This is a genomic window from Streptomyces sp. NPDC001606 (genome assembly GCF_053596835.1).
On sequence record NZ_JBSFHC010000004.1, the window covers coordinates 71021 to 93840 of the forward strand.

General features: G+C 71.9%; 23 protein-coding genes. 12 read left to right on the forward strand and 11 right to left on the reverse strand.

What is annotated here, in order from left to right:
* Nucleotides 1–2: 2 nt before the first annotated feature.
* Nucleotides 3–602, reverse strand: a complete 600-nt coding sequence (locus tag ACWCV9_RS10065; RefSeq protein ID WP_450785343.1) for a hypothetical protein — start codon at nucleotides 600–602, stop codon at nucleotides 3–5.
* Between the two features lie 109 nt (nucleotides 603–711).
* Between ACWCV9_RS10065 and npdG the strand changes: the two genes are divergently transcribed.
* Together npdG and ACWCV9_RS10075 are read left to right on the forward strand one after the other, a co-directional pair.
* On the forward strand, nucleotides 712–1446 hold the full coding sequence (gene npdG, locus ACWCV9_RS10070; RefSeq protein ID WP_450785345.1) for an NADPH-dependent F420 reductase: 735 nt from the start codon (nucleotides 712–714) through the stop codon (nucleotides 1444–1446).
* A 3-nt stretch (nucleotides 1447–1449) separates the two neighbouring features.
* Nucleotides 1450–1701 carry a hypothetical protein gene (locus tag ACWCV9_RS10075; RefSeq protein WP_450785346.1) on the forward strand — a complete coding sequence of 84 codons (252 nt, stop codon included), beginning with the start codon at nucleotides 1450–1452 and terminating at the stop codon, nucleotides 1699–1701.
* Here ACWCV9_RS10075 and ACWCV9_RS10080 read toward each other — a convergent pair.
* On the reverse strand, nucleotides 1691–2491 hold the full coding sequence (locus tag ACWCV9_RS10080) for a site-2 protease family protein (RefSeq protein ID WP_450785348.1): 801 nt from the start codon (nucleotides 2489–2491) through the stop codon (nucleotides 1691–1693). The genes ACWCV9_RS10075 and ACWCV9_RS10080 overlap by 11 nt on opposite strands.
* 119 nt (nucleotides 2492–2610) lie before the next feature.
* Here ACWCV9_RS10080 and ACWCV9_RS10085 point away from each other — a divergent pair, with 119 nt between their 5' ends.
* Together ACWCV9_RS10085 and ACWCV9_RS10090 are read left to right on the forward strand one after the other, a co-directional pair.
* Nucleotides 2611–3129: a DUF6578 domain-containing protein gene (locus tag ACWCV9_RS10085; RefSeq protein ID WP_450785349.1), complete on the forward strand. Its 519-nt coding sequence runs from the start codon at nucleotides 2611–2613 to the stop codon at nucleotides 3127–3129.
* Between the two features lie 44 nt (nucleotides 3130–3173).
* Complete coding sequence (locus ACWCV9_RS10090; RefSeq protein WP_450785351.1) at nucleotides 3174–6449, forward strand: BTAD domain-containing putative transcriptional regulator; 3276 nt, start codon at nucleotides 3174–3176, stop codon at nucleotides 6447–6449.
* A gap of 8 nt (nucleotides 6450–6457) precedes the next feature.
* Here the strand turns inward: ACWCV9_RS10090 and ACWCV9_RS10095 are convergent, their stop codons facing one another.
* The 3 genes from ACWCV9_RS10095 to panB form a co-directional block, all read right to left on the reverse strand.
* Nucleotides 6458–7285 carry an ABC transporter permease gene (locus tag ACWCV9_RS10095; RefSeq protein WP_450785352.1) on the reverse strand — a complete coding sequence of 276 codons (828 nt, stop codon included), beginning with the start codon at nucleotides 7283–7285 and terminating at the stop codon, nucleotides 6458–6460.
* Entirely contained in the window at nucleotides 7282–8310 is a 1029-nt protein-coding gene (locus ACWCV9_RS10100) for an ATP-binding cassette domain-containing protein (protein ID WP_450785353.1), read from the reverse strand. Before ACWCV9_RS10100 ends, ACWCV9_RS10095 begins: the two co-directional genes overlap by 4 nt.
* A 155-nt stretch (nucleotides 8311–8465) precedes the next feature.
* Nucleotides 8466–9356 (reverse strand): 3-methyl-2-oxobutanoate hydroxymethyltransferase, encoded by an 891-nt coding sequence (panB, locus tag ACWCV9_RS10105; RefSeq protein ID WP_450785354.1) that lies wholly within the window; start codon nucleotides 9354–9356, stop codon nucleotides 8466–8468.
* Between the two features lie 213 nt (nucleotides 9357–9569).
* Here panB and ACWCV9_RS10110 point away from each other — a divergent pair, with 213 nt between their 5' ends.
* The 4 genes from ACWCV9_RS10110 to ACWCV9_RS10125 all read left to right on the forward strand — a co-directional run bounded on the left by ACWCV9_RS10110 (nucleotide 9570) and on the right by ACWCV9_RS10125 (nucleotide 14468).
* The gene (locus ACWCV9_RS10110) at nucleotides 9570–11156 is read left to right on the forward strand and encodes an MFS transporter (RefSeq protein ID WP_450785356.1); all 1587 of its coding nucleotides are present in this window, start codon (nucleotides 9570–9572) and stop codon (nucleotides 11154–11156) included.
* Nucleotides 11157–11266: 110 nt separating this feature from the next.
* On the forward strand, nucleotides 11267–11896 hold the full coding sequence (locus ACWCV9_RS10115) for a TetR/AcrR family transcriptional regulator (protein ID WP_450785358.1): 630 nt from the start codon (nucleotides 11267–11269) through the stop codon (nucleotides 11894–11896).
* A gap of 268 nt (nucleotides 11897–12164) precedes the next feature.
* Nucleotides 12165–13133 carry an endonuclease/exonuclease/phosphatase family protein gene (locus ACWCV9_RS10120; protein WP_450785782.1) on the forward strand — a complete coding sequence of 323 codons (969 nt, stop codon included), beginning with the start codon at nucleotides 12165–12167 and terminating at the stop codon, nucleotides 13131–13133.
* A 117-nt stretch (nucleotides 13134–13250) separates the two neighbouring features.
* Nucleotides 13251–14468: an MFS transporter gene (locus tag ACWCV9_RS10125; protein ID WP_450785360.1), complete on the forward strand. Its 1218-nt coding sequence runs from the start codon at nucleotides 13251–13253 to the stop codon at nucleotides 14466–14468.
* Between the two features lie 29 nt (nucleotides 14469–14497).
* On the opposite strand, the gene ACWCV9_RS10130 is transcribed toward ACWCV9_RS10125, so the two are convergent.
* Nucleotides 14498–14785, reverse strand: a complete 288-nt coding sequence (locus ACWCV9_RS10130) for a hypothetical protein (protein ID WP_385845141.1) — start codon at nucleotides 14783–14785, stop codon at nucleotides 14498–14500.
* Between the two features lie 105 nt (nucleotides 14786–14890).
* On the opposite strand from ACWCV9_RS10130, the gene ACWCV9_RS10135 reads away from it, so the two are divergent.
* Nucleotides 14891–15580: a hypothetical protein gene (locus ACWCV9_RS10135; protein ID WP_450785784.1), complete on the forward strand. Its 690-nt coding sequence runs from the start codon at nucleotides 14891–14893 to the stop codon at nucleotides 15578–15580.
* Between the two features lie 6 nt (nucleotides 15581–15586).
* On the opposite strand, the gene ACWCV9_RS10140 is transcribed toward ACWCV9_RS10135, so the two are convergent.
* Together ACWCV9_RS10140 and ACWCV9_RS10145 are read right to left on the reverse strand one after the other, a co-directional pair.
* Nucleotides 15587–15946: an ATP-binding protein gene (locus tag ACWCV9_RS10140; RefSeq protein ID WP_450785362.1), complete on the reverse strand. Its 360-nt coding sequence runs from the start codon at nucleotides 15944–15946 to the stop codon at nucleotides 15587–15589.
* Entirely contained in the window at nucleotides 15943–16167 is a 225-nt protein-coding gene (locus ACWCV9_RS10145) for a hypothetical protein (protein WP_450785364.1), read from the reverse strand. The genes ACWCV9_RS10140 and ACWCV9_RS10145 overlap by 4 nt, the downstream gene beginning before the upstream one ends.
* Nucleotides 16168–16278: 111 nt before the next feature.
* On the opposite strand from ACWCV9_RS10145, the gene ACWCV9_RS10150 reads away from it, so the two are divergent.
* Nucleotides 16279–17142 carry a helix-turn-helix domain-containing protein gene (locus tag ACWCV9_RS10150; protein WP_450785366.1) on the forward strand — a complete coding sequence of 288 codons (864 nt, stop codon included), beginning with the start codon at nucleotides 16279–16281 and terminating at the stop codon, nucleotides 17140–17142.
* A complete protein-coding gene (locus tag ACWCV9_RS10155; protein WP_450785367.1) occupies nucleotides 17114–17398 on the forward strand; it encodes a DUF397 domain-containing protein in 285 nt (94 codons plus the stop codon). Before ACWCV9_RS10150 ends, ACWCV9_RS10155 begins: the two co-directional genes overlap by 29 nt.
* A gap of 59 nt (nucleotides 17399–17457) precedes the next feature.
* On the opposite strand, the gene ACWCV9_RS10160 is transcribed toward ACWCV9_RS10155, so the two are convergent.
* The 3 genes from ACWCV9_RS10160 to ACWCV9_RS10170 all read right to left on the reverse strand — a co-directional run bounded on the left by ACWCV9_RS10160 (nucleotide 17458) and on the right by ACWCV9_RS10170 (nucleotide 21054).
* Nucleotides 17458–19404, reverse strand: a complete 1947-nt coding sequence (locus tag ACWCV9_RS10160; RefSeq protein ID WP_450785369.1) for a S53 family peptidase — start codon at nucleotides 19402–19404, stop codon at nucleotides 17458–17460.
* 301 nt (nucleotides 19405–19705) lie between these two features.
* Nucleotides 19706–20344, reverse strand: coding sequence for a DUF305 domain-containing protein (locus ACWCV9_RS10165; RefSeq protein WP_450785371.1), 639 nt, complete (start codon nucleotides 20342–20344; stop codon nucleotides 19706–19708).
* Nucleotides 20344–21054 carry a DUF3105 domain-containing protein gene (locus ACWCV9_RS10170; protein WP_450785373.1) on the reverse strand — a complete coding sequence of 237 codons (711 nt, stop codon included), beginning with the start codon at nucleotides 21052–21054 and terminating at the stop codon, nucleotides 20344–20346. Before ACWCV9_RS10170 ends, ACWCV9_RS10165 begins: the two co-directional genes overlap by 1 nt.
* Nucleotides 21055–21433: 379 nt before the next feature.
* Here ACWCV9_RS10170 and glnA point away from each other — a divergent pair, with 379 nt between their 5' ends.
* Nucleotides 21434–22795: a type I glutamate--ammonia ligase gene (gene glnA, locus ACWCV9_RS10175; protein WP_385845130.1), complete on the forward strand. Its 1362-nt coding sequence runs from the start codon at nucleotides 21434–21436 to the stop codon at nucleotides 22793–22795.
* Nucleotides 22796–22820 lie beyond the last annotated feature (25 nt).

The window sequence follows — 22820 nt, forward strand, 5'->3', positions numbered from 1 at the left end:
CGTCACCAGGGGGCGGGCGGCGGTGCCGTCAGGGCCTCCGCCAGCCGTGCCAACCGGTCCCGCAGCCCCCGCCGGACCCTCGGAGAGACCCCGCCGTTCTCCCCGGCCGCCGCGCTGACCAGGTGCTGGACCGTGTCCAGGTCCAGCTCGGCGCCGTCCGGCACCGCCAGCGTCTCGTGGGCCATCGCCGCCAGCTCGCCCCCGCCCGCGCCCAGCGCCAGCACCCTGACCCCGGCCCGCCGGGCGTCGTGCACCCGCTCCAGCAGCGGCGCGGGCTCCTCGGGCGCCACGACCAGCAGGGTCTCGCCGCGCCGCGCCGCCTCGATACGGCCCGGGCCGACCGCCAGATGCGCGGGGTCACTGGGGCGCGCACCGTGCCGTACCAGCGTCGGCGCCAGCTCCGGCGTGCCCGACCAGGCCGCCTCGTCCACCAGATGCGCCGCCAGATGCCACGGCTCGTACGCGGGCGTGCCCACCAGCAGCAGCCCGCCCCCGTGCGCCACCACCGAATCCCGCAGCACCCCGCCGAACCTCCGGGTGGCCCCCAGCCACTCGGTCCCGGCGAGCACTTCCCGCAGCAGCGCGACCCGTACGGCGTCCATGTGCCGGATCCTGCCGCAACCGCGCCCCCGGGGCGGGGCGTTCACCCCGGATTCCCCCGACCCGGGGACACCGGCGAGCGAGCTCGCCCCCCGGACGTAGAGTCGGCCCATGACCTCTACGACCTCCAGCGACAGCGCACAGACCCCCGCGAAGGCCGCCGCCAAGGCCCCCGCCAAGGACCCCTGGGACCTGCCCGACGTCTCCGGGTACGTCGTCGGCGTGCTCGGCGGTACCGGACCCCAGGGCAAGGGCCTCGCCTACCGGCTCGCCCAGGCCGGCCAGAAGGTGATCATCGGCTCCCGCGCCGCCGAGCGCGCCGCGGCCGCCGCCGAGGAACTCGGCCACGGCATCGAGGGCGCCGACAACGCCGAGACCGCGCGCCGCAGCGACATCGTGATCGTCGCCGTGCCGTGGGACGGGCACGGCGCCACCCTGGAGTCGCTGCGCGAGGAGCTGGTCGGCAAGCTCGTCGTGGACTGCGTCAACCCGCTCGGCTTCGACAAGAAGGGCGCCTACGCCCTCAAGCCCAAGGAGGGCAGCGCCGCCGAGCAGGCCGCCGCCCTGCTGCCGGACTCCCGGGTCACCGCCGCCTTCCACCACCTGTCGGCCGTCCTGCTCCAGGACCCGGAGATCGAGCGGATCGACACCGATGTGATGGTGCTGGGCGAGGAGCGGGCCGACGTCGAGATCGTCCAGGCCCTCGCCGGGCGCATCCCCGGCATGCGCGGCGTCTTCGCCGGCCGGCTGCGCAACGCCCACCAGGTCGAGTCGCTGGTCGCCAACCTGATCTCCGTCAACCGCCGCTACAAGGCACACGCCGGGCTCCGCGTCACGGACGTATGACCCATGGGGGACACTGGTCGGCGAAGAAGTACCGAGCAGTGTCCCCGACAGGAGCCGTCCGTCATGCCCCGCATCGCCCTCTACACCCTTGTCGTCTGCGTCCTCGCCGTGGCCGCGGCCGTCGTCTCCTTCGTCCAGGGCAGCTGGCTGGGGATCGTCTGGGTGCTGCTGGCGGGTCTGTCGTCCAACATGACCTGGTACTACGTGAAGCGCGCCCGCGTCGCCGCCGGGCGTGACGGCTCGGTCACGGGCTGACCGTGCACACCTCGGGGGTGCCCTTCCAGAACTGGTAGAGCGCGTGGCCGCAGGCCTGCGAGAAGTCGTCCACGCCCAGCGCGCGCAGCACCGCGTCGATCGCGTCGAAGAACACACCGTTGACCGACGGCACCCACAGCAGCGCGAACACGAACAGCAGACCGAACGGCGCGAACGGCTCCACCTGCCGCTTCACGTCGTACGACAGCCACGGCTCGAGCACGCCGTAGCCGTCCAGGCCCGGCACCGGCAGGAAGTTCAGGATCGCCGCGGTCACCTGGAGCAGCGCCAGGAACGCCAGGCCGTACCGGAAGTCCGGCGGCACGCCGTCCAGCGCGTGCAGCCAGAAGGGGGCCGTGCACACCGCCGCGAACAGCACGTTCGTCAGCGGGCCGGCCGCCGAGATCAGGCTGTGCCGCCAGCGGCCCCGGATGCGGTGGCGCTCGATGAACACCGCGCCGCCCGGCAGACCGATCCCGCCCATGATCACGAACAGCACCGGCAGCACGATGCTCAGCAGGGCGTGCGTGTACTTCAGCGGGTTCAGCGTGAGATACCCCTTGGCGCCGACCGTGATGTCCCCGCTGTGCAGGGCGGTGCGCGCGTGCGCGTACTCGTGCAGGCACAGGGAGACGATCCAGGCCGCCGTCACGAACAGGAACACCGCGAGCCCCGGCTGCGCCGCGAAACCGGTCCAGGTGGCCCAGCCGGTCACCGCCGTGACGGCCAGGATCCCGACGAACACGGGGCTGACCCGGCGGTCGCCGTGCCGGGTGGTGGCGGTGGTCATGTGCGGCTCCTGCGGTGGCCGGGGACGGTCGCGGAGTGCGACCGTACCGGCCGCGCGACTCGAGGGGGAAACGTCTCGCGATCGCCGTCCGGTTCCTGGAAGCTGGGGGAATGGCGCGGATGAGGGTCTTCTACGAGGACTGGCAGATGGAGTGCTGCGGCACGCCGTTCGCGGTGGGCGACGAGGTGGCCTGGCGGCTGGTCCGCTACGACCGCCGGGCCCGCCGGCGCGGCGAGGGCCACGGCGCCGAGGCCTGGGTGGAGAACCACGGCGGCCCCGACCGGGCCACCACCGGCCGGGTCACCGCGATCGAGCTGGTGTGCCAGGAGTACCTGGTCCACACCGACCCGCGCGTGCGGGAACTCATGGCGCGGCCCCCCGCATCCGACGGTACAGAGCCCGCCGGACTGGTCCTCCTGCCCGCCGCCTACCGCGCGGAACCGCTGCCCGGCACGCTGACCCGGGAACCCGCCGACGCCAGTCCCAGCCGGTTCGAGGAGGATCCGCCGACCGGGGGCGAGGGGCCGCGCCGGGTCCGCCGCGTCGAGGGCCTCCTGGTCACGCTCGACGTCACCGGGTCCCGGGACCTGCCCCGGGAGACACCGGCGGACGACCGCGACGACCCCGGCGACCTCTGACCACCCCGACCACCCCGACCACCTCGGACCACCCCCCGGAGACAGTGAACCCCGTGCGCTATCGCCTGCTCGGTACCACCCAAGCGCTGCGCCCCGACGGCACGCCCGTCACCCTGGGCGGAGCCCGCCTGCGTGCCCTGTTGAGCGTGCTCGCGCTGCGCCCCGGCCGCATCGTGCCGGTCGGCGTGCTCGTCGAGGAGGTGTGGGGCGCCGACCCGCCGGCCGACGCCAACGGCGCGCTCCAGGCGCTGGTCGGCCGCCTCCGCCGCACCCTCGGCGCCGAGGCCGTGGCCTCCGCCGACGGCGGCTACCGGCTCACCGCCACCCCCGACGACGTCGACCTCACCCGCTTCGACCGGCTGACCGGCGACGGCCTCGCCGCCCTCGCCGACGGCGACCCCGCCAAGGCCGCCGCCGTGCTGGACGACGCCCTCGGCCTGTGGCGCGGCCCGGCCCTCGCCGACCTGCCCGAGCACAGCGCCGAGGCGGCCCGCTGGGAGACCCGCCGCCTGGACGCCCTGCGCGCCCGGCACGGCGCCGCCCTGGCCCTCGGCCACGCCGAGGAGGCGCTGCCCGAGCTGACCGCCCTGTGCGACGCCCACCCGCTGGACGAGCCGCTCCAGGCCCTGCGGCTGCGCGCCCTGCGCGACGCCGGCCGCCCGGCCCAGGCGCTCGCCGGCTACGAGGACGTACGCCGTCTGCTCGCCGACCGGCTCGGCTCCGACCCGGGCCCCGAACTGCGCGCCCTGCACGTCGAGTTGCTGGCCGGAAGCACCGCACCGGCCACGGCCCCGACAACGGCCGCGCCCGCGGCCCCGCCCGGCAACCTGCCCGCCCGGCTCACCTCCTTCGTCGGCCGGGAGGCCGACATCGCGGCCATCGGCGCCGATCTCGCCCGCGCCCGGCTGGTCACCCTGCTCGGGCCCGGCGGCGCCGGGAAGACCCGGCTGTCGCAGGAGGCCGCCGAGGCGGTACGGCACACCCTCCGGGACGGGGTGTGGCTGGCCGAGCTGGCCCCCGTGGACGACCCCGAAGCCGTACCGCACGCCGTGCTCACCGCGATCGGCGCCCGCGAGACCGTGCTGCACGGCGCCGGCGCGGACGGCATGCGCGCGGTCGCCGACCGGCACGACGACCCCCTCGAACGGCTCGTGGAGTACTGCGCCCGGCGCCGGATGCTGATCATCCTCGACAACTGCGAGCATGTGATCGAGGCCGCCGCCCGCCTCGCCGAGCGCCTGCTGGCCCGCTGCCCGCACCTGACCGTCCTCGCCACCAGCCGCGAACCCCTCGCCGTACCGGGGGAGCTGGTCCGGCCGGTGGAGCCGCTGCCGGAACCGGTCGCGCTGCGGCTGCTCGCCGACCGGGGCGCGGCGGCCCGGCCCGGCTTCCGGGTCGAGGACGATCCCGAGGCGGCGGCCGAGATCTGCCGGCGCCTGGACGGACTGCCCCTCGCGATCGAGCTGGCCGCGGCCCGGCTGCGGATGCTGACACCGCGCCAGATAGCGGACCGGCTGGACGACCGGTTCCGGCTGCTCACCTCCGGCAGCCGCACCGTCCTGCCCCGCCAGCAGACGCTGAGGGCCGTCGTGGACTGGTCCTGGGAGCTGCTGGACGCCGCCGAACGGGACGTCCTCGCCCGGCTGTCGGTCTTCGCCGGCGGCTGCGACCTGGCCGCCGCCGAGGCGGTGTGCGGCCCGGCCGCCCTGGACGCCCTCGGCTCCCTCGTGGACAAGTCCCTCGTGGTGGCCGCCCCTTCGGCCGACGGCACGATGCGCTACCGGCTGCTGGAGACCGTCGCCGAGTACGCTGCCGAACGGCTCGCCGAGACCGGCGGCCGCGCCGAGGCCGAGCGCGCCCATCTGGTGTACTACCGCGAACTCGCCCGGGCCACCGACGCGTTGACGCGCGGCCCCGGACAGCGTGCCGCGATCGACCGGTTCCAGCTGGAGTACGAGAACCTGCGCACCGCCCTGAGGCACGCGGTCGCCGCCCGCGACGAGCAGGAGGCGCTCTGCCTGGTGCTGTCCCTCCAGTGGTTCTGGTGGATGCGCGACCAGCGCATCGAGATACGCACCTGGTGCTCGGAGGTCATGGCGCTCGGCCCCGACCCCTTCACCGAGCCGGTGCGCCGGGCCCGCCCGGTGTGGCGGCGCTGCACCGACAGCCCGCCCCCGTACTCCGGCGAGGTCCTCGCCGAGGCCCGGCGCGGGGTCCACCTGGCCCATCTCGCCTGCATGGACACCGAACTGGACGCCTGGCAGACACCCGAGGCGCGGGCCAAGATACGGATCATCACCCAGGTCTACGAGCCGGGCCTGCCACAGACCTGCCGGCCGCCCGCCATGCTCTGGCTCTTCGCCGAGATGATGACCAGCGGCGCCGACCGGATGCGGACCGTCATCGACGCCAGCGTACGGACCAGCCGGGAGACCCCGGGCTTCGAGTGGGAGCTGGCCGGCGCCCTCCAGCTGCGCGCCAACCTCCTCGCCAACCGCTCCGCCTGGGCCGGTGACGCCGCCCGCGACGCCGAGGAGGCGCTGGAGATCTTCCGCCGCCTCGGCGACGCGTGGGGCACCGCCGAGGCGCTGTCCGCGCGCGGCGAGGCCCATGAGCGCAAGGGCGCCTACCGGGAGGCCGCAGCCGACTACACGGCCGCCATGGAACACGCCGAGCGGCTCGGCGCGCACGCCCAGACCGCCATCCTCACCGCGCGCCTCGGCAACGTGCTCATGGAGCAGGGCGAGACGGAGCGCGGCGAACGGCTGCTGCGGGAGGTCATCGCCGGCCGGCAGGGCGTCGCCAACGAGGCCATGCCCGCCGCCCGGCTCTTCCTCGCCTGCTGGCTCGGCCTGACCGGCCGTACACCCGAGGCGCGCGAGCAACTGCGGCTGCTGCGCGAGGAGTTCGGCATCGCGCACTTCGTCGTCTTCGACGCGCAGATCCTCACCCAGGAGGCCTGGCTGGACGCCCTGGACGGCCGTGTCGAGCAGGCCCTGTCCCGGGCCCGCGAGACGCTCCGGCTGGCCGTCGAGCCACTGGCCCGGACCGTCTCCCCGCAGCTGCCGTCCATCGTGCTCGGCGCCGCCGCGATGGCCCTCGCCGCCGACGGCGAGGGCGGCCGCGCCGCCGACGCGGCCCGCTGCCTGGGCGCCGCCGACGCCCTGCTGCCGCCGGGACACCTCTCCTCCGGCATGGAGCGCCGGCTGTACGAGATGGCCGAGGCCCGGGTCCGGGAGGTGCTGGACGAGCAGGCGTACGACGCCGCGTACGCCGAGGGCGGTGGCCTCTCCCTCGCGGAGGCCACCGCCCTGCTCTGAGCCACGGCTCAGCTCTTCGTACGGAACTTGTGGATCGCGACCGGTGCCATGACCGCGGTGATCGCCACCGACCAGGCGACGGTCACCCACAGGTCGTGCGCCACCGGGCCGCCCACCATCAGGCCACGGGAGGCGTCGGCGAGCGTGGACAGCGGGTTGTAGTCGGTGAAGTGCCGCAGCCAGCCCGGCATGGAGGTGGTCGGCGCGAAGATCGACGAGCCGAACTGGAGCGGGAACAGCACCAGGAAGCCCATCGCCTGCACCGACTGGGCGCTCTTCAGGATCACGCCGAGGGTCAGGAACACCCACATGATCGAGGAGGCGAACAGCGCGGACAGCCCCACGGCCGCGAACAGCCCGACCCAGTGATGGATGTGGAAGCCGACCAGGACGGCGACGACCATCAGCACGGTCGTGGCGAACAGCATCCGCGCCAGCTCCACGGCGATCTTCGCGAAGAGCACGGAGCCGCGCCCGATCGGCAGCGTCCGGAACCGGTCCATGACCCCGCTGTTGAAGTCCTGGCTGAACCCGGTGCCGACGCCCTGGGACAGCGACATGCTCATCATCGCGATCATGCCGGGGATGACGTACTGCACGTATCTGTCCTGACCGCCGCCCAGCGCCAGCCCGATCGAGCCGCCGAAGACGTACACGAACAGCAGCGTGAAGACGACCGGCATCAGCAGTGCGTCGAACATCGACTCCGGGTCCTGCCGGATCCACAGCAGGTTGCGCCGGATGAGCGCCCCGGTGTGCCGCAGGTGCCCGCGCAGCGGGATCCGGGCGTCGGTCAGGTGGTCCGTGGCGGGGGCGGTGGTGGTGGCGGCGCTCATACGGCGACCTCCTCGCGGGAGTCGGCGGACGCGGTGCGGTCCTCGGGGGCACCGGCGCGGTGGCCGGTGAGGGACAGGAACACCTCGTCCAGGCTGGGCAGTTCGGTGGTGACGGAGGAGAGGGTGATGCCGCGCGCGGTGACCGCGCCGATCACCGCGGTGAGCTGCTCGTCGCTGAGGATCGGCACCAGCAGGGTGCCGGTCTCGGCGTCGATCGTGGTGGTGGCGAGGCCGGTGATGCCCAGCTCGTCCAGCATCGCGGCGAGCGGGTGCAGCTCCAGCGGGTCGACCGGCCGTACCCGCAGGGTGCGTCCGCCGACGCGGGCCTTCAGCTCGTCGATGCCGCCGGCGGCGATGACCTTGCCGCGGTCCACCACCGTCAGCTCGTCGGCGAGCTGCTCGGCCTCTTCCATGTACTGGGTGGTCAGCAGCACGGTCACCCCGTTGCCGACCATCGCCTTGACCTCGTCCCACACCTCGTTGCGGGTGCGGGGGTCGAGCCCGGTCGTCGGCTCGTCCAGGTACAGCACGGCGGGCCGGCCGATCATCGATGCGGCCAGGTCCAGCCGCCGCCGCATACCGCCGGAGTAGGTGCCGGCCGGGCGGCGGGCGGCCTCGGTCAGCGAGAACCGCTCCAGCAGCTCGTCGGCGCGGGCGCGGGCCTCCTTGCGGGACAGGTCCAGCAGCCGCCCGATCATGTAGAGGTTCTCCCAGCCCGGGATCTTCTCGTCCACCGAGGCGTACTGCCCGGTCAGTCCTATCGCCCGGCGCAGCTGCCGGGGCTGCCGTACGACGTCGTACCCGGCCACGGTGGCCTGTCCGGCGTCCGGTGTGATCAGGGTGGACAGAATCCGTACGAGGGTGGTCTTCCCGGCGCCGTTCGGCCCGAGCACCCCCATCACGGTGCCTTCCCGCACATCCAGGTCCACACCGTCGAGCGCCTTGGTCTCGCCGTAGTGCTTGACCAGTCCCCGCACCGTCACTGCGCGGCTTTCGCCGACGGGGTTGTCATCGATTCGCGTCATGCCCAAGACACTGCCAGCCCCCACCGACAAACCACCGACAGTTCTCCGACAACCTGCCGACAACGCCCGACACGCGCCCGGCGCAAAAAGGTGCAGCCCGCCGACGGGGGATGATCGGCGGGCTGCCCTGGTGTTTCCGCAGTGGCCTAGTGGGCCTAGTGGACGGAGTGCTCCTCCAGCGGGAACGTTCCGCCGACGACGTCCTCGGCGAACGCGCGCGCCGCGTCGCCCATGACCTCACGCAGGTTCGCGTACTTCTTGACGAACTTCGGGACCCGGCCGGAGGTCAGCCCCAGCATGTCCGTCCAGACCAGGACCTGCGCGTCGGTCTCCGGCCCCGCGCCGATGCCGACCGTCGGGATGTGCAGCACCCGCGTCACCTCGGCCGCCAGCTCCGCCGGCACCAGCTCCAGGACGACCGCGAAGGCGCCCGCGTCCTGGACGGACTTGGCGTCGCGCAGCAGCTGCTGGGCCGCCTCCTCGCCCCGGCCCTGCACCCGGTAGCCCATCGCGTTGACGGACTGCGGGGTCAGGCCGATGTGGGCCATGACCGGGATGCCGGACTCCACCAGCAGCCGGATCTGCTCGTGCGAGCGCTCGCCGCCCTCCAGCTTGACCGCGCCGACCCCGGCCTCCTTGACCAGCCGGGTCGCCGAGCGCAGCGCCTGCACCGGGCCCTCCTGGTAGGAGCCGAAGGGCAGGTCGCCGACGATCAGCGCGCGCTGGGTGCCGCGGACCACGGCGGCCGACAGCATGGTCATCTCGTCGAGGGTGACGGGCACGGTGCTCTCGTACCCGAGGTGGCAGTTGCCCGCCGAGTCGCCGACCAGGATCACCGGGATCCCGGCCTCGTCGAAGACGGAGGCGGTCATCGCGTCGTAGGCGGTGAGCATGGGCCACTTCTCGCCGCGTTCCTTGGCGAGGGCGATGTCGCGGACGGTGATGCGGCGGGTGCTCTTCCCTCCGTACAGCGCCTTGCTGCCGTCGGAGGACTTCTGCGTGCTCTGCGTGTGCTGCGTGCTCTGGGCAGCCGAAAGCTGCGTCATGGCAACGGCTCCTTCAGTCATCTCGAGGCGCCCTGACGGCGTCCCCGGATCGTCTCCATGGTGGCACCTCGTGCCAGTCACGGCCAGGGGGACCCCCCGGGTTGCGGGTGTGATCCCTTCCGCAGCGGGGACTCCACCCCTGTGCAGTAATGGCCGGGCAAAAAAATTTAGATACGAGACGGTCCCGTATCGAAATGGTCGTAGGCTCGAACCATGACAAGTCCCATCCCCGCCCCGCGAATACCGGAAGCGGTGCACCGGCGCCGCTGGGCGATCCTGGGCGTGCTGATGCTCAGCCTGCTCATCGTCGTACTCGACAACTCGATCCTGAACGTCGCCATCAAGACCATCGCCACCCCGGCGCCGACCGGCCTCGGCGCCACCCAGAGCGAGATCGAGTGGGCGATCAACGCCTACACCCTGGTCTTCGCCGGTCTGCTGTTCACCGCCGGTCTCGTCGGTGACCGCCTCGGCCGCAAGAAGGTGCTGATCGGCGGCATCGCCGTGTTCGGCATCGGATCCGCCCTGGCCGCCGAGTCCGGCTCCCCGACGCAGCTGATCGCGTTCCGCGCCCTGATGGCCGTCGGTGCCGCCTTCGTGATGCCCGCCACCCTCGCCGTGCTGATGAACGTCTTCGAGCGCGAGGAGCAGCCCAAGGCCATCGGCATCTGGGCCGGCGGTGTCGGCCTCGCCATCGCCATCGGCCCGATCACCGGCGGCGCGCTCCTGGACCACTTCTGGTGGGGCTCGGTCTTCCTGGTCAACGTGCCGATCGTGATCGTCGCGCTCGCCCTGATGCTGTGGCTCGTCCCGGACTCCCGCGACCCCAGCCCCGGCCGGCTCGACCCGGTCGGTGTGGTGCTGTCCGTCGTCGGCCTCGTGCTGCTCGTCTACGGCATCATCAAGGGCGGCGAGCTGGCCGACTTCACCGACGCCAAGGTGCTCGCGACGATCATCGGCGGCCTCGCCGTGCTCACCGGCTTCGTGATCTACGAGAAGCGCAGCGACCACCCGTCGCTGGACGTCGGCTACTTCCGGAACAAGGTCTTCTCGGCCGCGATCGGCGCCATCGCGCTGGTCTTCTTCGCGCTGATGGGCGTCACGTTCTTCGCCGTCTTCTACACCCAGAGCGTGCGCGGCTACTCCCCGCTGGAGTCCGGTGTGCTGATGCTCCCGCTGGCCGCCGCGCAGCTGATCTTCGCGCCGCGCGCCCGGCTGGTCGTCGAGCGGTTCGGCTACCGGGTCACCACCACCGCCGGGCTGGTGCTGCTCGCCGCGATGCTCGCCGCCTTCGCCACCCTCCAGGCCGGCACGCCGATCTGGGTGCTGGAGGTCATGTTCTTCCTCATGGGCACCGGCATGGCGCATGTGATGACGCCGACCTCCGTCGTCATCATGCAGGCGCTGCCGCGCGAGAAGGCGGGCTCCGCCTCCGCGCTCAGCAACACCTTCCGCCAGGTCGGCGGCGCCCTCGGCATCGCCGTCCTCGGCTCGGTGCTGTCCACGGCGTACCGCAACGGCATCGACGGCAAGCTCGGCATGCTGCCGCCCGGCCTGCGCGACGTCGCGGGCGAGTCCATCGAGGCCACCCTCGGCGTCGCCGAGAAGCTCGGCCCGCGGGGCAAGGCGCTCGTCGGTCCGGCCAACGACGCGTTCCTGCACGCCATGCACACCACCGCCCTGTGCGGCGCGGCCGTCGCGCTGCTCGGCGCCGTGGTGACGGCCCTGTTCCTGCCGGGCAGGCCGGCGGCCCCCCAGCGGGGGGAGAAGGAGGCGCAGTTGGTCGCGGCCGGGGACTGATGGTCGCGGCCGGGGACCGACCCCCGGCCACCGGGCATTCCAGCGGATCTCCACGGGGGAAGGAGGCGGCTGCGGGAGAATTCCCGCAGCACAGTGGAAGGACGGACGACGTGATCCTTGCCGGCAGCCGGCCCCGCCCGGAGGGCCCCACCCGGGGCCGCCCCCGCAGCGAAGCCGTGGAACAGGCCATCCTGGAAGGCGTGATGACGCTCCTGGAGGAGGGCGTGTCCCTGGGCGAACTCTCCATCGAGCGCATCGCCCGCACCGCCGGGGTCGGCAAGGCCACCATCTACCGGCGCTGGAGCGGCAAGGAAGAGCTGCTCATCGACGTCGTGCGCGCCGCCGAGCCGCCCGACCCGGAGCTGCCGGGCAGCTCCATGCGCGACGACCTCGTGGTCCTGATGGAGAACCTGCGCCAGCGCGGACTGGCCAGCCGCTCCTCGGCCCTGCTGCACAACGTGCACGCCCAGATGAAGACCAACCCCCGGCTCTGGGCCGCCTACCACGAGAACGTCATAGTGCCCCGGCGCAACCTCGTCCTCGACGTGCTGCGCCGGGGGCAGCGGGAGGGCGAACTCCGGCCGGACGTGGACGTGGAGCTGGCCAACGACCTGTTCATCGGGCCGATCCTGATCCGATCCGTGCTGCGCCCCGACGCCCAGCTCCCGGAGGGGCTGGCGGAGGAGATCGTCGACACCGTGCTGGCCGGTCTACGGCCCGTCAGCTCGACAGTGTCGTAGCGCTCGTGTACGCGTTTCGTCACAGACCAGGGCGTGTGCGGCGGTAATCGGAACCTCTCCTGCCGCCCGGTTCGTCCTCGACTTCCGTACGGCCGTCACGGGACGGCGGGAACAGCACCGAACATCCCCTAGGGTCGGAAGAGCACGGGGGCGAACGGTGTGCACGGCAGGCAGTGAGGCAGACGGTATGGCGCAGCAGGCGTACATGACGGAGACGGCGGGCGGCGGTTCGGGGCCCGAGCGACCTGGAGACCGGTTCCGCCGCCTGATGCACCGTCTGTTCGCCGGCTGGCGGAACGATCCTGGCGTGTGGCGCAGGGGCATTCTGCTCGCCCTGTGCGCGCTGCTGCTCGCCCTGGTGATGCTGCTGCACGCGCACATCCCGAACCGGGTGGGCAACCTCGGCAGTCTGACCGAGACGTTTCTGCCGTGGCTGGGGCTGGCCGTCCCGGTGCTGCTGCTGTGCGGTCTGCTGCGCAGGTCGGCGACCGCGCTCGTCGCGGTACTGCTGCCGGCGATCGTCTGGCTGAACCTGTTCGGCGGGCTGCTCACCGACAAGACCAGCGGCGGCGGCGACCTGATGGTGGCCACCCACAACGTCAACGCCGACAACCCCGACCCGACCGCGACGGCCCGCTCGGTGGCCGCGTCCGGCGCCGACATCCTGGCCCTGGAGGAGATCCCCGGCTCCGCCGTACCCGTCTACGAGAAGGCGCTGGCGGCGACCTACCCGCACCACGCGGTCGTCGGCACGGTCGGGCTGTGGAGCAAGTACCCGATGAGCGACGTCCAGGCCGTGGACATCAAGCTCGGCTGGAAGCGGGCGATGCGGGCCACCGTGGCGACCCCGAAGGGCCCGGTCGCGGTGTACGTCGCCCACATGCCCTCGGTGCGGGTGAAGGTGAAGGCCGGCTTCACCGCCCGCCAGCGGGACACCAGCGCCGACGCGCTCGGCGAGGCCATCGCCGACGAGCCGCTGCAGCGGGTGGTGCTGCTCGGCGACCTCAACGGCACCATGAACGACCGCTCGCTCAACGCGGTCACCTCGCAGCTGCGCTCCACCCAGGGCGCGGCGGGCAGCGGCTTCGGGTTCAGCTGGCCGGCGTCGTTCCCGATGGCGCGGATCGACCAGATCATGGTCCGGGGCGTCGAGCCGGAAAGCTCCTGGACGCTGCCCCGCACCGGCAGCGACCACCTGCCGGTGGCGGCCCGAGTGAAGCTGGACACACCCTCGTAACCCGCTGGAATACCGGGCCTGAGAGACTTTGTTCAGCGGTTGAACTTAAACGCGCGAACCCACCGCGCGAACCCACCGCTCGCACTCCGCTCTCTCCCCGAAAGGCACAGGCTCTTCATGCCCCTGGCCCTGCTGGCCCTGGCCGTCGGCGCATTCGGCATCGGCACGACCGAGTTCGCCATGATGGGCATCCTGCCCGACGTCGCGGACGACCTGCACATCTCCATCCCCACCGCCGGGCACCTGGTCTCGGCGTACGCGCTGGGCGTCGTCATCGGCGCCCCGCTGCTGGCCGCGCTCACGGCCCGCATGTCCCGTCGCACGGTGCTGATCGCCCTGATGGCGCTGTTCGTCGTGGGCAACGCGCTGTCGGCGCTCGCCCCGGGCAACGACACGCTGCTGGCCGCCCGCTTCCTCAGCGGGCTGCCGCACGGCGCCTTCTTCGGCGTCGGCGCGGTCGTCGCCACGTCGCTGGTGGAGCCGGAGCGCAAGGCCCGCTCGGTCTCCCTGATGTTCCTCGGCCTGACCGTCGCCAACATCGCGGGCGTGCCGGTGGCGACGCTGGTGGGCCAGCACCTGGGCTGGCGGGCGACCTTCCTCGGGGTGAGCGTGATCGGCCTGGCGGCGATCGCCTCGCTCTCCCTCCTAGTCCCGCACGGCACGGGGCACGCCACCGCAAGCGGCAGCCTGCGCGGCGAGCTGGCCGCCCTGAGGTCCCTGCCGGTGTGGCTGGCGCTCGGTACGACGGTCGCGGGCTTCGGCGCGCTCTTCGCGGCGTACAGCTACGTCACCCCGATGCTGACCGGTGCCGCGGGCTACGCCGAGACCTCCGTCACCCTCCTGCTGGCCCTCTTCGGTGTCGGCGCCACGATCGGCAACCTGGCCGGCGGCCGCCTCGCCGACCACTCCCTGCGCGGCACCCTGTTCGGCGGCCTGGCCTCCCTGGGTGTCGTCCTGCTGCTGTTCCCGCTGCTGATGCGGGCGGAGTGGAGCGCCGCCCTGGCGGTGACCCTGCTCGGCACGGCGGCCTTCGTCACCGGCTCCCCGCTCCAGCTGATGGTCATGGAGAAGGCCGCCGCGGCCCCCTCCCTCGCCTCCTCCGCCAACCAGGCCGCCTTCAACCTCGCCAACGCGGGCGGCGCCTGGATCGGCGGCCTGGCGCTGGCCGCGGGCTTCGGTACGACGTCCCCGGCGACGGCCGGAGCGGGGCTCGCGGTGCTGGGCCTGGGGGTGGCGGGCGTGGCCTACGCGGTGGACCGGCGCCGGGCGACCCCGTCGGCGGGCCGGGTGGTCGCGGGCCGGGTGCCGCAGGAGTCGCAGGCGCTGCACGGCTGAAGGCGGGCCGGGGAGCCTGAGCCCGAGCCTCAGCCGAGACCGCGATGGGCGGCCCACAACGCCCCGGCGCGTTCGGCGGCGCCGGCGACCAGGGCCGCCAGTTCGGGCCGGTCGGGCACCGGGAACGAGACATAGGCGCCCCGGCCGCCGGCGACCGGCCGCCCGTAGGCCTTCGCGGCGAGGCGGCCGTCCGGCAGCAGCCGGACATTGAGCGTGGTCAGCATGAACTCCTCGCCGCGTCGCGTGTCCGTCCAGCGCAGCTCCTGCGGGATCGTGACGTTGATCGCCAGAGCACTCACTTCCGGGTCGTCGCTCATGGGCAGATGCTCTCACCCGGGGGGCGGGGGCGGCGCCGGAAAAGCGTTCGACCTGCGGCCCGGCACACGTCATGATCCGCAATTGTGACGACGTCAACGCAGAGCATGGTCCTGGCCGCCGCCCGCAACAACGCCGAGTGGTGCGCGGCGATGAGCCGCTCGCACGGCCTGGCGGGCGAGTTCGGCCCGCAGGCGTGGACCGCCCCGGCCCGCACGCCGCTGTACTACCCCGACGCGGTGACGCTCGTACCGGGCGCCGACCCGGCCGCGCTGGCGGCCCGGATCGACACCACCGCGCCGGGCGCCTCCGTCAAGGACAGCTTCGCCGACCTCGACCTGAGCGGGGCCGGCTTCGACGTCCTGTTCGAGGCACAGTGGATCCACCGCCCGGCCGGCGCACCCGCCGCCGCCCCGGATCTCACCTGGACCGTGGCGGACGACCCGGACACCCTCCGCGCCTGGGCGCTGGCCTGGGACGACGGGGACGGCGACGCGGACCTGTTCCGGCCCGAACTGCTCGACGACCCGGCCACCTTCGTGCTCGCGGGCCGGTCCCCGGACGGCCGGGTGGCCGCCGGAGCGGTGGCGAGCCGCAGCGACCGGGTGGTCGGCATCTCCAACGTCTTCGCGGCGGACGGCGGCCCGGACGCGGCCTGGCCGGGCGTCCTGGAGACGGTGCACCGGCTGTTCCCGGCCCTGCCGTTGGTCGGCTACGAGCACGGCGAGAACCTGGCGGCCGCCCTGCGCCACGGCTTCGAACCCGTCGGCCCGCTGCGGGTCTGGCTGCACGGATAGCGCGGATCACCCCAGCTCGCACCACACCGTCTTCCGGTCCGGCCCCTGTTCCACCCCCCACCGCTCGGCGAGCGCGTCGACCAGCGCCAGCCCCCGCCCGTCCTCCGCGCCCTCCGCGGCGGACGGGACGAGGACCGGCAGGGCGCGCGGATCGGGGTCGCTCACCTCGATGCGGGTACGGCCGTGTCCCGCCGCACCGATGACCCGTACGGTCACCGGGGTGCCCTCGCCGACATGCCGAATGACGTTCGTGACCAGCTCCGTGGCGCACAGCCGCACGTCGTACCCGTGTGCGCGGAGCTGGTGGCGCAGCTCCGGCGCGGCCTTCGGCGTGGCCAGGAACCGGAGTTCGAGCGCCGTCCTCACCGGCCCGCCGTCTTCCTGAGCGCAGCCGCCAGCGCGCGTGCGGTCGCCGTGTTGCAGTTCCCGAGCGTGACGAGTCCGGCAGGTGGCGCGTACGTACCGGCGAAGCTCGCGAGGTCGACGGTGAGGGACGGGAGCGTGATGCCGTGCAGGGAGAGGGCGGAGCGGAGGTCCTCCACGCAGAGGGTGACGTCATAGGCGGTGGGGGAGTGGGGGTCGGACATGGGGGCAACCTTCTGTGCGGTCTGTGACGAACGCCTCACAGAGTGTCGCCCCACTCGCTACCGTGAAAGAGGTTTCGCGTTCGCGACCAGGGCAGCGGAGGAGGGCGAGCGGTGGCTCGGGGCAAGGACATCGACGGCTCGATGAGCGTTCCGACCTTCTACGGCAAGGAGTTGCGGTGGAAGCGGGAGGCGGCGGGCCTGTCCCTGGAAGCGTTCCTGGAGGGCAGCTTCTACGGCAAGACGTACCTCAGCGACATCGAGCGCGGGGAGCGGAGGATGCCGCTGGATCTGGCGCGGCATGCGGACCGGGTCCTGGAGACGGACGGGTTCTTCGAGCGGCGGTGCGAGGACGTAAGGAAGGCGCGGCGCGGGCCGCATGCCGCGTACTTCGAGAAGGTCCTGGAGGCGGAGAAGTACGCGGAGTCCATCGAGGAGTGGTGCCCCATCACCTTCCCGGGGCTTCTCCAGACGGCCCCCTACGCACGGTTGTTGGTCCGGTCGGCCCACCCGGCGGCCGCTGACGAGTGGGTTGAGGAGAAAGTGACGGCCCGACTCGCCCGCGCCCGGCTCTTCGAGAGGGATCACTCCACCCCGGAGTACTGGGTGATCCTGCACGAGTCGCTGATCACGGAACCGCTTCTGACAGCCCCGGACATGGCCGCGCAACTCGATCGCATCGCGGAGTTGGCCGAGAGGCATCGCATCACTCCGCAGATCGTTCCGCGGACGTCCGGCGCGTACCCGCTGATGGCCGCGTCCATCATGGTCATGGATTTCCCGGACGCTCCACCGCTCATCTACACGGAGGCGTCCTACAGCGGGGACACCGTCGATGATCCGGCCCTCGTGAAGCAGTACCGCAAGGCATACGATCGGCTCAGGGCCGTCGCGCTGTCACCAGACACGTCCCTCGCCATGATCAAGGCCGCGGCAGAGGATTACCGAAATGGCAAGCAACCGGATCGACTTGAGTGACGCTCTCTGGTTCAAGAGTAGCTACAGCAACGGTGACGGCGGGGACTGTGTCGAAGTAGCCAGCGACTTCCCCGGCGCCGCCCTCTGGCGCAAGTCGAGCTACAGCAATGGAGACGGTGGCAACTGCGTCGAAGTAGCGGACGGCATCCCCGACCTCGTCCCCGTCCGCGACTCAAAAATCCCCGGCGGCCCCACCCTCCTCCTCCCCTCCACCGCCTGGACCCCCTTCATCACTGCACTGAAGACGTCGGCGTAACGCAAAGAAGGGGCGTCGGGGTGCCCAGCACCCCAACGCCCCCGCCCCTCAGCGGAGCGTTACTTCTTCTTGGCGTACGACTGGACGTAGCCGTTCGCCGGCGTGCCGACGCCCGTCACGTCGTCGTAGCCCGTGACCGCCGACAGGGAGCTGTCCTTGCCGAGGGTGCGGGCCGAGTAGCGCAGGCCGCCGCTCGCGTCCAGGCCGTTGGCGAAGTCCACGCGGGCGACCGCCAGGCCGGAGCCGGTCGGGTTGTCCGTGACGTCGTGGTACACGCCGGCCTTGCCGTACTTGGCGTAGATGGACGGGTTGGCGAAGCCGATCGCCTTGCCGCCGCGCGCCTCCTGGGCCAGCGCCTGGATCGCCGCGATCACCGGGGCGGCCAGCGAGGTGCCGCCGATGCGGTACTCGCTGTACTGCTGCGAGCCGTCCGGGAAGGTCTGGGTCTGACCCACCAGGAAGCCGGTGTTCGGGTCGGCGATGGCCGCGATGTCCGGGACCACGCGGTTGCCGTCGGCGCTGTTGGCCTTGGCGAGCGAGTCCGGGACGACGCCCTTCTGGTAGTACGGCTGCGGGACCGTCTTGCTGGTGCCGCCGCCCGCGCCCGAGGTGAAGGCGCCGGGGAAGTTGTCCCAGCTCTTGCCGTCCGCCGACAGGGTCGCCTTCTCGGTGCCCCAGCCGGTCTCCCACATGTAGGAGTTGTTCTTGCCGACGGCCAGCGAGGTACCGCCGACCGCGGTCACCCAGGCGGAGTTGGCCGGGGTGTCGACCTGCTTCGTACCGGACTTGGCGGCCTGGTCGCCGTCGTCACCGGAGGAGAAGTAGAAGCCGATGCCCTGGACCGCGCCCAGCTGGAAGACCTGGTCGTAGGCGGCCGCGAGGTCCGGCGTCTGGTTGGCCTCGATGTCGCCCCAGGAGTTGGAGACGATGTCGGCGAGGTGGTTGTCGACGACCTTGCTGAGCGAGTCGAGCAGGTCGTCGTCGAAGCAGGACGCCGCACCGACGTAGGTGACGTCGGCGTTCGGGGCCACCGCGTGCACGGCCTCGACGTCGAGGGTCTCCTCGCCGTACCAGCCGGCCGCGCCGCACTCCTTGGTCTTGGTGTACGTCTTCGGCAGCACCTGGTGCAGCTGGCTGGTCTTCCAGGCCGCGTCGCCGTGCTTGACCGCGTAGGCGCCCGCGTCGTACGCGATGGTCGGCGAGGCGTAGGCGTCGGTGATCGCGATGCGCACGCCCTTGCCGGTGTAGGAGCCGGCGCCGTAGGCGGCGCGCAGCTGCTTGCCGGTGTAGCCCTTGACCGCGTACGGGATCTTGCCGCCGTACGCGTCCGGCAGCGTGGTCGCGATGTTCGAGCCGTAGTACGAGGAGAACGGACCGGAGTTCTTGAACACGGCGTCCGGCGGCGGCAGCTGGTCGTCGTGGTTCGCCTTGTGCGGGGCGCTGTCCAGACCGGTGACGGTGAGGACGGCGTCCTTCAGGGCGGCCGGGACGGAGGCCGGCTGCGCCGGGGCGCGGTAGGTCTTCGAGCCCTTGGCGAAGTTGTGCAGCTGGGTGCCGAACGCCTTCTCGGCGGCGGCCACGTCACCGGAGACGGCGACGTAGTGCGGGGTGACCGAGGTGACCTTGAGGCCGGCCGAGGTCAGCCAGGACTTCACGGCCGCGACCTGCGCCTTGGTGGCACCGAAGCGGCTCTGCGCCTTCTTGGCGCTCAGGTACTTGCCGTACAGCTTGGAGCTGGGGTCGGACACGGCCTTCGCGTAGGCGGCGAGGCCCGCCGCGTCCTTGCCGGCCAGGTACACCCGGGCGTTCACCTGGGCGCTGTCAGCGGTCGCGCCCTTGTCCGCCTTGGCCGTGGCCCAGAGCGGCTTGGTGCCCTTGAGTGCGTCACGAGCGGGGCTGCCCGAGGCGTGGGCCGCGGGTATGCCCAGCGCCAGAGCACCGGCGATCATGGGCAGAGTTGCCGCCATGCTCACACCGGCGCGCATCTTGGCGCGGTTGGATCTCATAAAACCCCCTGCGATGCGGTTCGCATGCATGTAGTGGTCGATACGACACGCGGTCCGCGCGCCGGCCCGCGGCGGTTACGGCCGGCCGTATGGATCACACGATGGGGGTCACTCTGTCGATGAACGGTTCATGCCAGGTAAAGGTAAAGGTCAAGAGAAACTCAAGTAACCGCCACGTAGGGCGATTTGAGGCCTTTTGTGATTACGGAAATGTCACGAAAGGGCTTGCCCGCTGTTCAACAACACGGGCAAGCTCCTTCCCTTTGAAACTTCACACGCGCGGCCGTCCACGAACGCGGCGTCACGAACGCGGCTTCGCCCCGCGCTCCTTGAGCATCCCCGCCATCACCTGCAACTCCGACTGCTGGGCGTCGACCATGCCCTGCGCCAGCCGCTTCTCCACGCCGACGGTGCACTTGGCGACACACCCCTCGGCCATGTGGATCCCGCCCTTGTGGTGGTCCGTCATCAGCTGGAGGAAGAGGACCTCCGCCTGCTTGCCGCTGAGCGACCGGAGCCTGTCCAGCTCGGTGTTGGTCGCCATGCCCGGCATCAGCGCGCCGTCCTTGCCGGAGGCCATGTCCCCCATGCCCATCCAGGTCATCGGCGGATCCGCCGACACCTTGGGCAGCCCCCACAGATCCAGCCAGCCCAGCAGCATGCCGCGTTGGTTGGCCTGCGTCTGCGCGATGTCGTAGGCGAGCCGCCGCACGTCCGGGTCGCTCGTGCGGTCCCGCACGATGTACGCCATCTCCACGGCCTGCTGATGGTGGACCGCCATGTCACGGGCGAACCCCGCGTCCGCCGACTCCGCCGCCGGGACCTCTGCGCGCGGGTCCGATCCACCGGAGTCCTCGGCCACCGCGTAGGTGGCCGCGCCGGCCGCGACGAGGACCGCCGCCGCGGCCCCCGCCAGCCAGCCGATGTGCTGCCGCCCCACTACATCGCCCCGCTGGTGCAGGCGGCCCCCGGCTCCGGCGTCTGCGGGCCCTGCACATAGGCGGCGAGGAACTTGTTCACCTCGGGGTCGCTCGCGCTCTTCACGGCCACCTGGTGGCCCCACGCCGTCAGCATCAGCGGAGCGGCCTGGTTCTCGTAGGGGCTCATCAGCGAGTACGGCGTCTTGTGCACCTTGGCCGCGAGCGCGTCCACGTCGGCCTTCTTCGCCTTGCTGGTGTACGTCACCCAGACCGCGCCGTGCTCCAGCGAGTGCACGGCGTTCTCGTCCTGGAGCGGCGAGGTGTAGACGGTGCCGTCACAGGTCGCCCAGACGGGGTTGTGGTTGCCGCCGACCGGCGGGTGCATCGGATACGCCACCTTGGTCGCCACATGCGTCCGGGACAGCTTCCCGGTCCAGGTCCGCACGCCGTCCTTGCCGGTGACGAAATGCCCGGAGTCGCCCGCGTCCCCGCCCTTGCCGTCGAGCGTGTTCTTGGCCGGGGCGTCCTTCGTGGCGGTGTCCGACTTCTTGCCGGACTGCGCGTTCGCCACGACCACACCGCCGACGGCGAGACCGGCGACGACCACCACGGACGCGGCGACGACCAGCACCCGGTTGCGGCGCTCGCGGGCACGGTCGGCGCGCCGCATCTCCTCGATGCGGGCCTTGCGCGCCGCGCTGCCGCTGCTGCTGTTCTTGGCGGAACCCATGAGGCGTATGTCCTTCTGGCGAGGGGCGGAAGGTGAGGGTGGGGCCCGCCGATCGTAATGGGGAACCCGTGCCCAACCGAAGAGCGCCCGCCCGGGCCCCGCGACCCGGCCGATCATGTGAACCGTGCAGGGGCACTCCTTACGCTGTCCCTGTACCGCCTCGAACCGGACCGGCCATTACGGATACCGGTCCGAGCAGGCAAGATGGGCGGCAGAGCAGTACACCTGCCGGACGAGAGGCGTTCAGCCCGTGGATGCTCGGGCGATCAAGGTCCGCAACGCGCACGAAATGGTGTTGTGGTGGGATGCTCAGGTGCCCGACCGCCTCCCGTGGTACCGGGGACAGGCGGCCTGACCAGCAAGGATGGGGAAGCGGAAGATGGACAAGCAGCAGGAGTTCGTGCTCCGGACCTTGGAGGAGCGGGACATCCGGTTCGTACGCCTGTGGTTCACGGACGTGCTGGGCTTCCTCAAGTCCGTCGCCGTGGCCCCTGCCGAGCTGGAGCAGGCCTTCGACGAGGGCATCGGCTTCGACGGCTCCGCCATCGAGGGCTTCGCCCGGGTCTACGAGTCCGACATGATCGCCAAGCCGGACCCCTCCACCTTCCAGGTCCTGCCCTGGCGCGCCGAGGCCCCCGGCACCGCCCGGATGTTCTGCGACATCCTCATGCCGGACGGCTCCCCCTCCTTCGCGGACCCGCGCTATGTCCTCAAGCGCGCCCTGGCCCGCACCTCCGACCTGGGCTTCACCTTCTACACCCACCCCGAGATCGAGTTCTTCCTGCTGAAGGACCGCCCGCTGGACGGCTCCCGCCCCACCCCGGCCGACAACTCGGGCTACTTCGACCACACCCCGCAGAACATCGGCATGGACTTCCGCCGCCAGGCCATCACCATGCTGGAGTCGATGGGCATCTCGGTGGAGTTCTCCCACCACGAGGGCGCGCCGGGCCAGCAGGAGATCGACCTGCGCTACGCGGACGCGCTCTCCACGGCCGACAACATCATGACGTTCCGCCTGGTCATGAAGCAGGTGGCGCTGGAGCAGGGGGTCCAGGCGACCTTCATGCCGAAGCCTTTCTCCGAGCACCCCGGCTCCGGCATGCACACCCACCTCTCCCTCTTCGAGGGCGACCGCAACGCGTTCTACGAGTCGGGCGCCGAGTACCAGCTCTCCAAGGTGGGCCGCTCCTTCATCGCGGGCCTGCTGCGGCACGCCGCCGAGATCTCCGCGGTCACCAACCAGTGGGTCAACTCGTACAAGCGCATCTGGGGCGGCTCCGAGCGCACCGCGGGCGCCGGCGGCGAGGCCCCCTCGTACATCTGCTGGGGCCACAACAACCGCAGCGCCCTGGTCCGCGTCCCGATGTACAAGCCCGGCAAGACCGGCTCCGCGCGCGTGGAGGTCCGCTCCCTGGACTCCGGCGCCAACCCCTACCTGGCCTACGCGCTCCTGCTGGCCGCCGGCCTCAAGGGCATCGAGGAGGGCTACGAGCTCCCGCCGGGCGCCGAGGACGACGTCTGGGCCCTCTCCGACGCCGAGCGCCGCGCCATGGGCATCGAACCCCTCCCGCAGAACCTCGGCGAGGCCCTCAGCCTCATGGAACGCAGCGACCTGGTCGCCGACACCCTCGGCGAACACGTCTTCGACTTCTTCCTCCGCAACAAGCGCCAGGAGTGGGAGGAGTACCGCAGCGAGGTCACGGCCTTCGAGCTGCGCAAGAACCTGCCGGTGCTGTAGAGGCAGGCCTGACCTGTATCAGCTC

Coding starts and splice junctions, on each gene's coding strand:
- panB (WP_450785354.1), bottom strand. CDS start 9,356: ATGACGCAGCTTTCGGCTGCCCAGAGCACGCAGCACACGCAGAGCACG.
- ACWCV9_RS10085 (WP_450785349.1), top strand. CDS start 2,611: ATGAGGGTCTTCTACGAGGACTGGCAGATGGAGTGCTGCGGCACGCCG.
- ACWCV9_RS10145 (WP_450785364.1), bottom strand. CDS start 16,167: ATGTCCGACCCCCACTCCCCCACCGCCTATGACGTCACCCTCTGCGTG.
- ACWCV9_RS10080 (WP_450785348.1), bottom strand. CDS start 2,491: ATGACCACCGCCACCACCCGGCACGGCGACCGCCGGGTCAGCCCCGTG.
- ACWCV9_RS10170 (WP_450785373.1), bottom strand. CDS start 21,054: ATGGGTTCCGCCAAGAACAGCAGCAGCGGCAGCGCGGCGCGCAAGGCC.
- ACWCV9_RS10130 (WP_385845141.1), bottom strand. CDS start 14,785: ATGAGCGACGACCCGGAAGTGAGTGCTCTGGCGATCAACGTCACGATC.
- npdG (WP_450785345.1), top strand. CDS start 712: ATGACCTCTACGACCTCCAGCGACAGCGCACAGACCCCCGCGAAGGCC.
- ACWCV9_RS10065 (WP_450785343.1), bottom strand. CDS start 602: ATGGACGCCGTACGGGTCGCGCTGCTGCGGGAAGTGCTCGCCGGGACC.
- ACWCV9_RS10095 (WP_450785352.1), bottom strand. CDS start 7,285: ATGAGCGCCGCCACCACCACCGCCCCCGCCACGGACCACCTGACCGAC.
- ACWCV9_RS10155 (WP_450785367.1), top strand. CDS start 17,114: ATGGCAAGCAACCGGATCGACTTGAGTGACGCTCTCTGGTTCAAGAGT.
- ACWCV9_RS10100 (WP_450785353.1), bottom strand. CDS start 8,310: ATGACGCGAATCGATGACAACCCCGTCGGCGAAAGCCGCGCAGTGACG.
- ACWCV9_RS10125 (WP_450785360.1), top strand. CDS start 13,251: ATGCCCCTGGCCCTGCTGGCCCTGGCCGTCGGCGCATTCGGCATCGGC.
- ACWCV9_RS10135 (WP_450785784.1), top strand. CDS start 14,891: ATGGTCCTGGCCGCCGCCCGCAACAACGCCGAGTGGTGCGCGGCGATG.
- ACWCV9_RS10160 (WP_450785369.1), bottom strand. CDS start 19,404: ATGAGATCCAACCGCGCCAAGATGCGCGCCGGTGTGAGCATGGCGGCA.
- ACWCV9_RS10110 (WP_450785356.1), top strand. CDS start 9,570: ATGACAAGTCCCATCCCCGCCCCGCGAATACCGGAAGCGGTGCACCGG.
- glnA (WP_385845130.1), top strand. CDS start 21,434: ATGGACAAGCAGCAGGAGTTCGTGCTCCGGACCTTGGAGGAGCGGGAC.
- ACWCV9_RS10075 (WP_450785346.1), top strand. CDS start 1,450: ATGGGGGACACTGGTCGGCGAAGAAGTACCGAGCAGTGTCCCCGACAG.
- ACWCV9_RS10120 (WP_450785782.1), top strand. CDS start 12,165: ATGCACCGTCTGTTCGCCGGCTGGCGGAACGATCCTGGCGTGTGGCGC.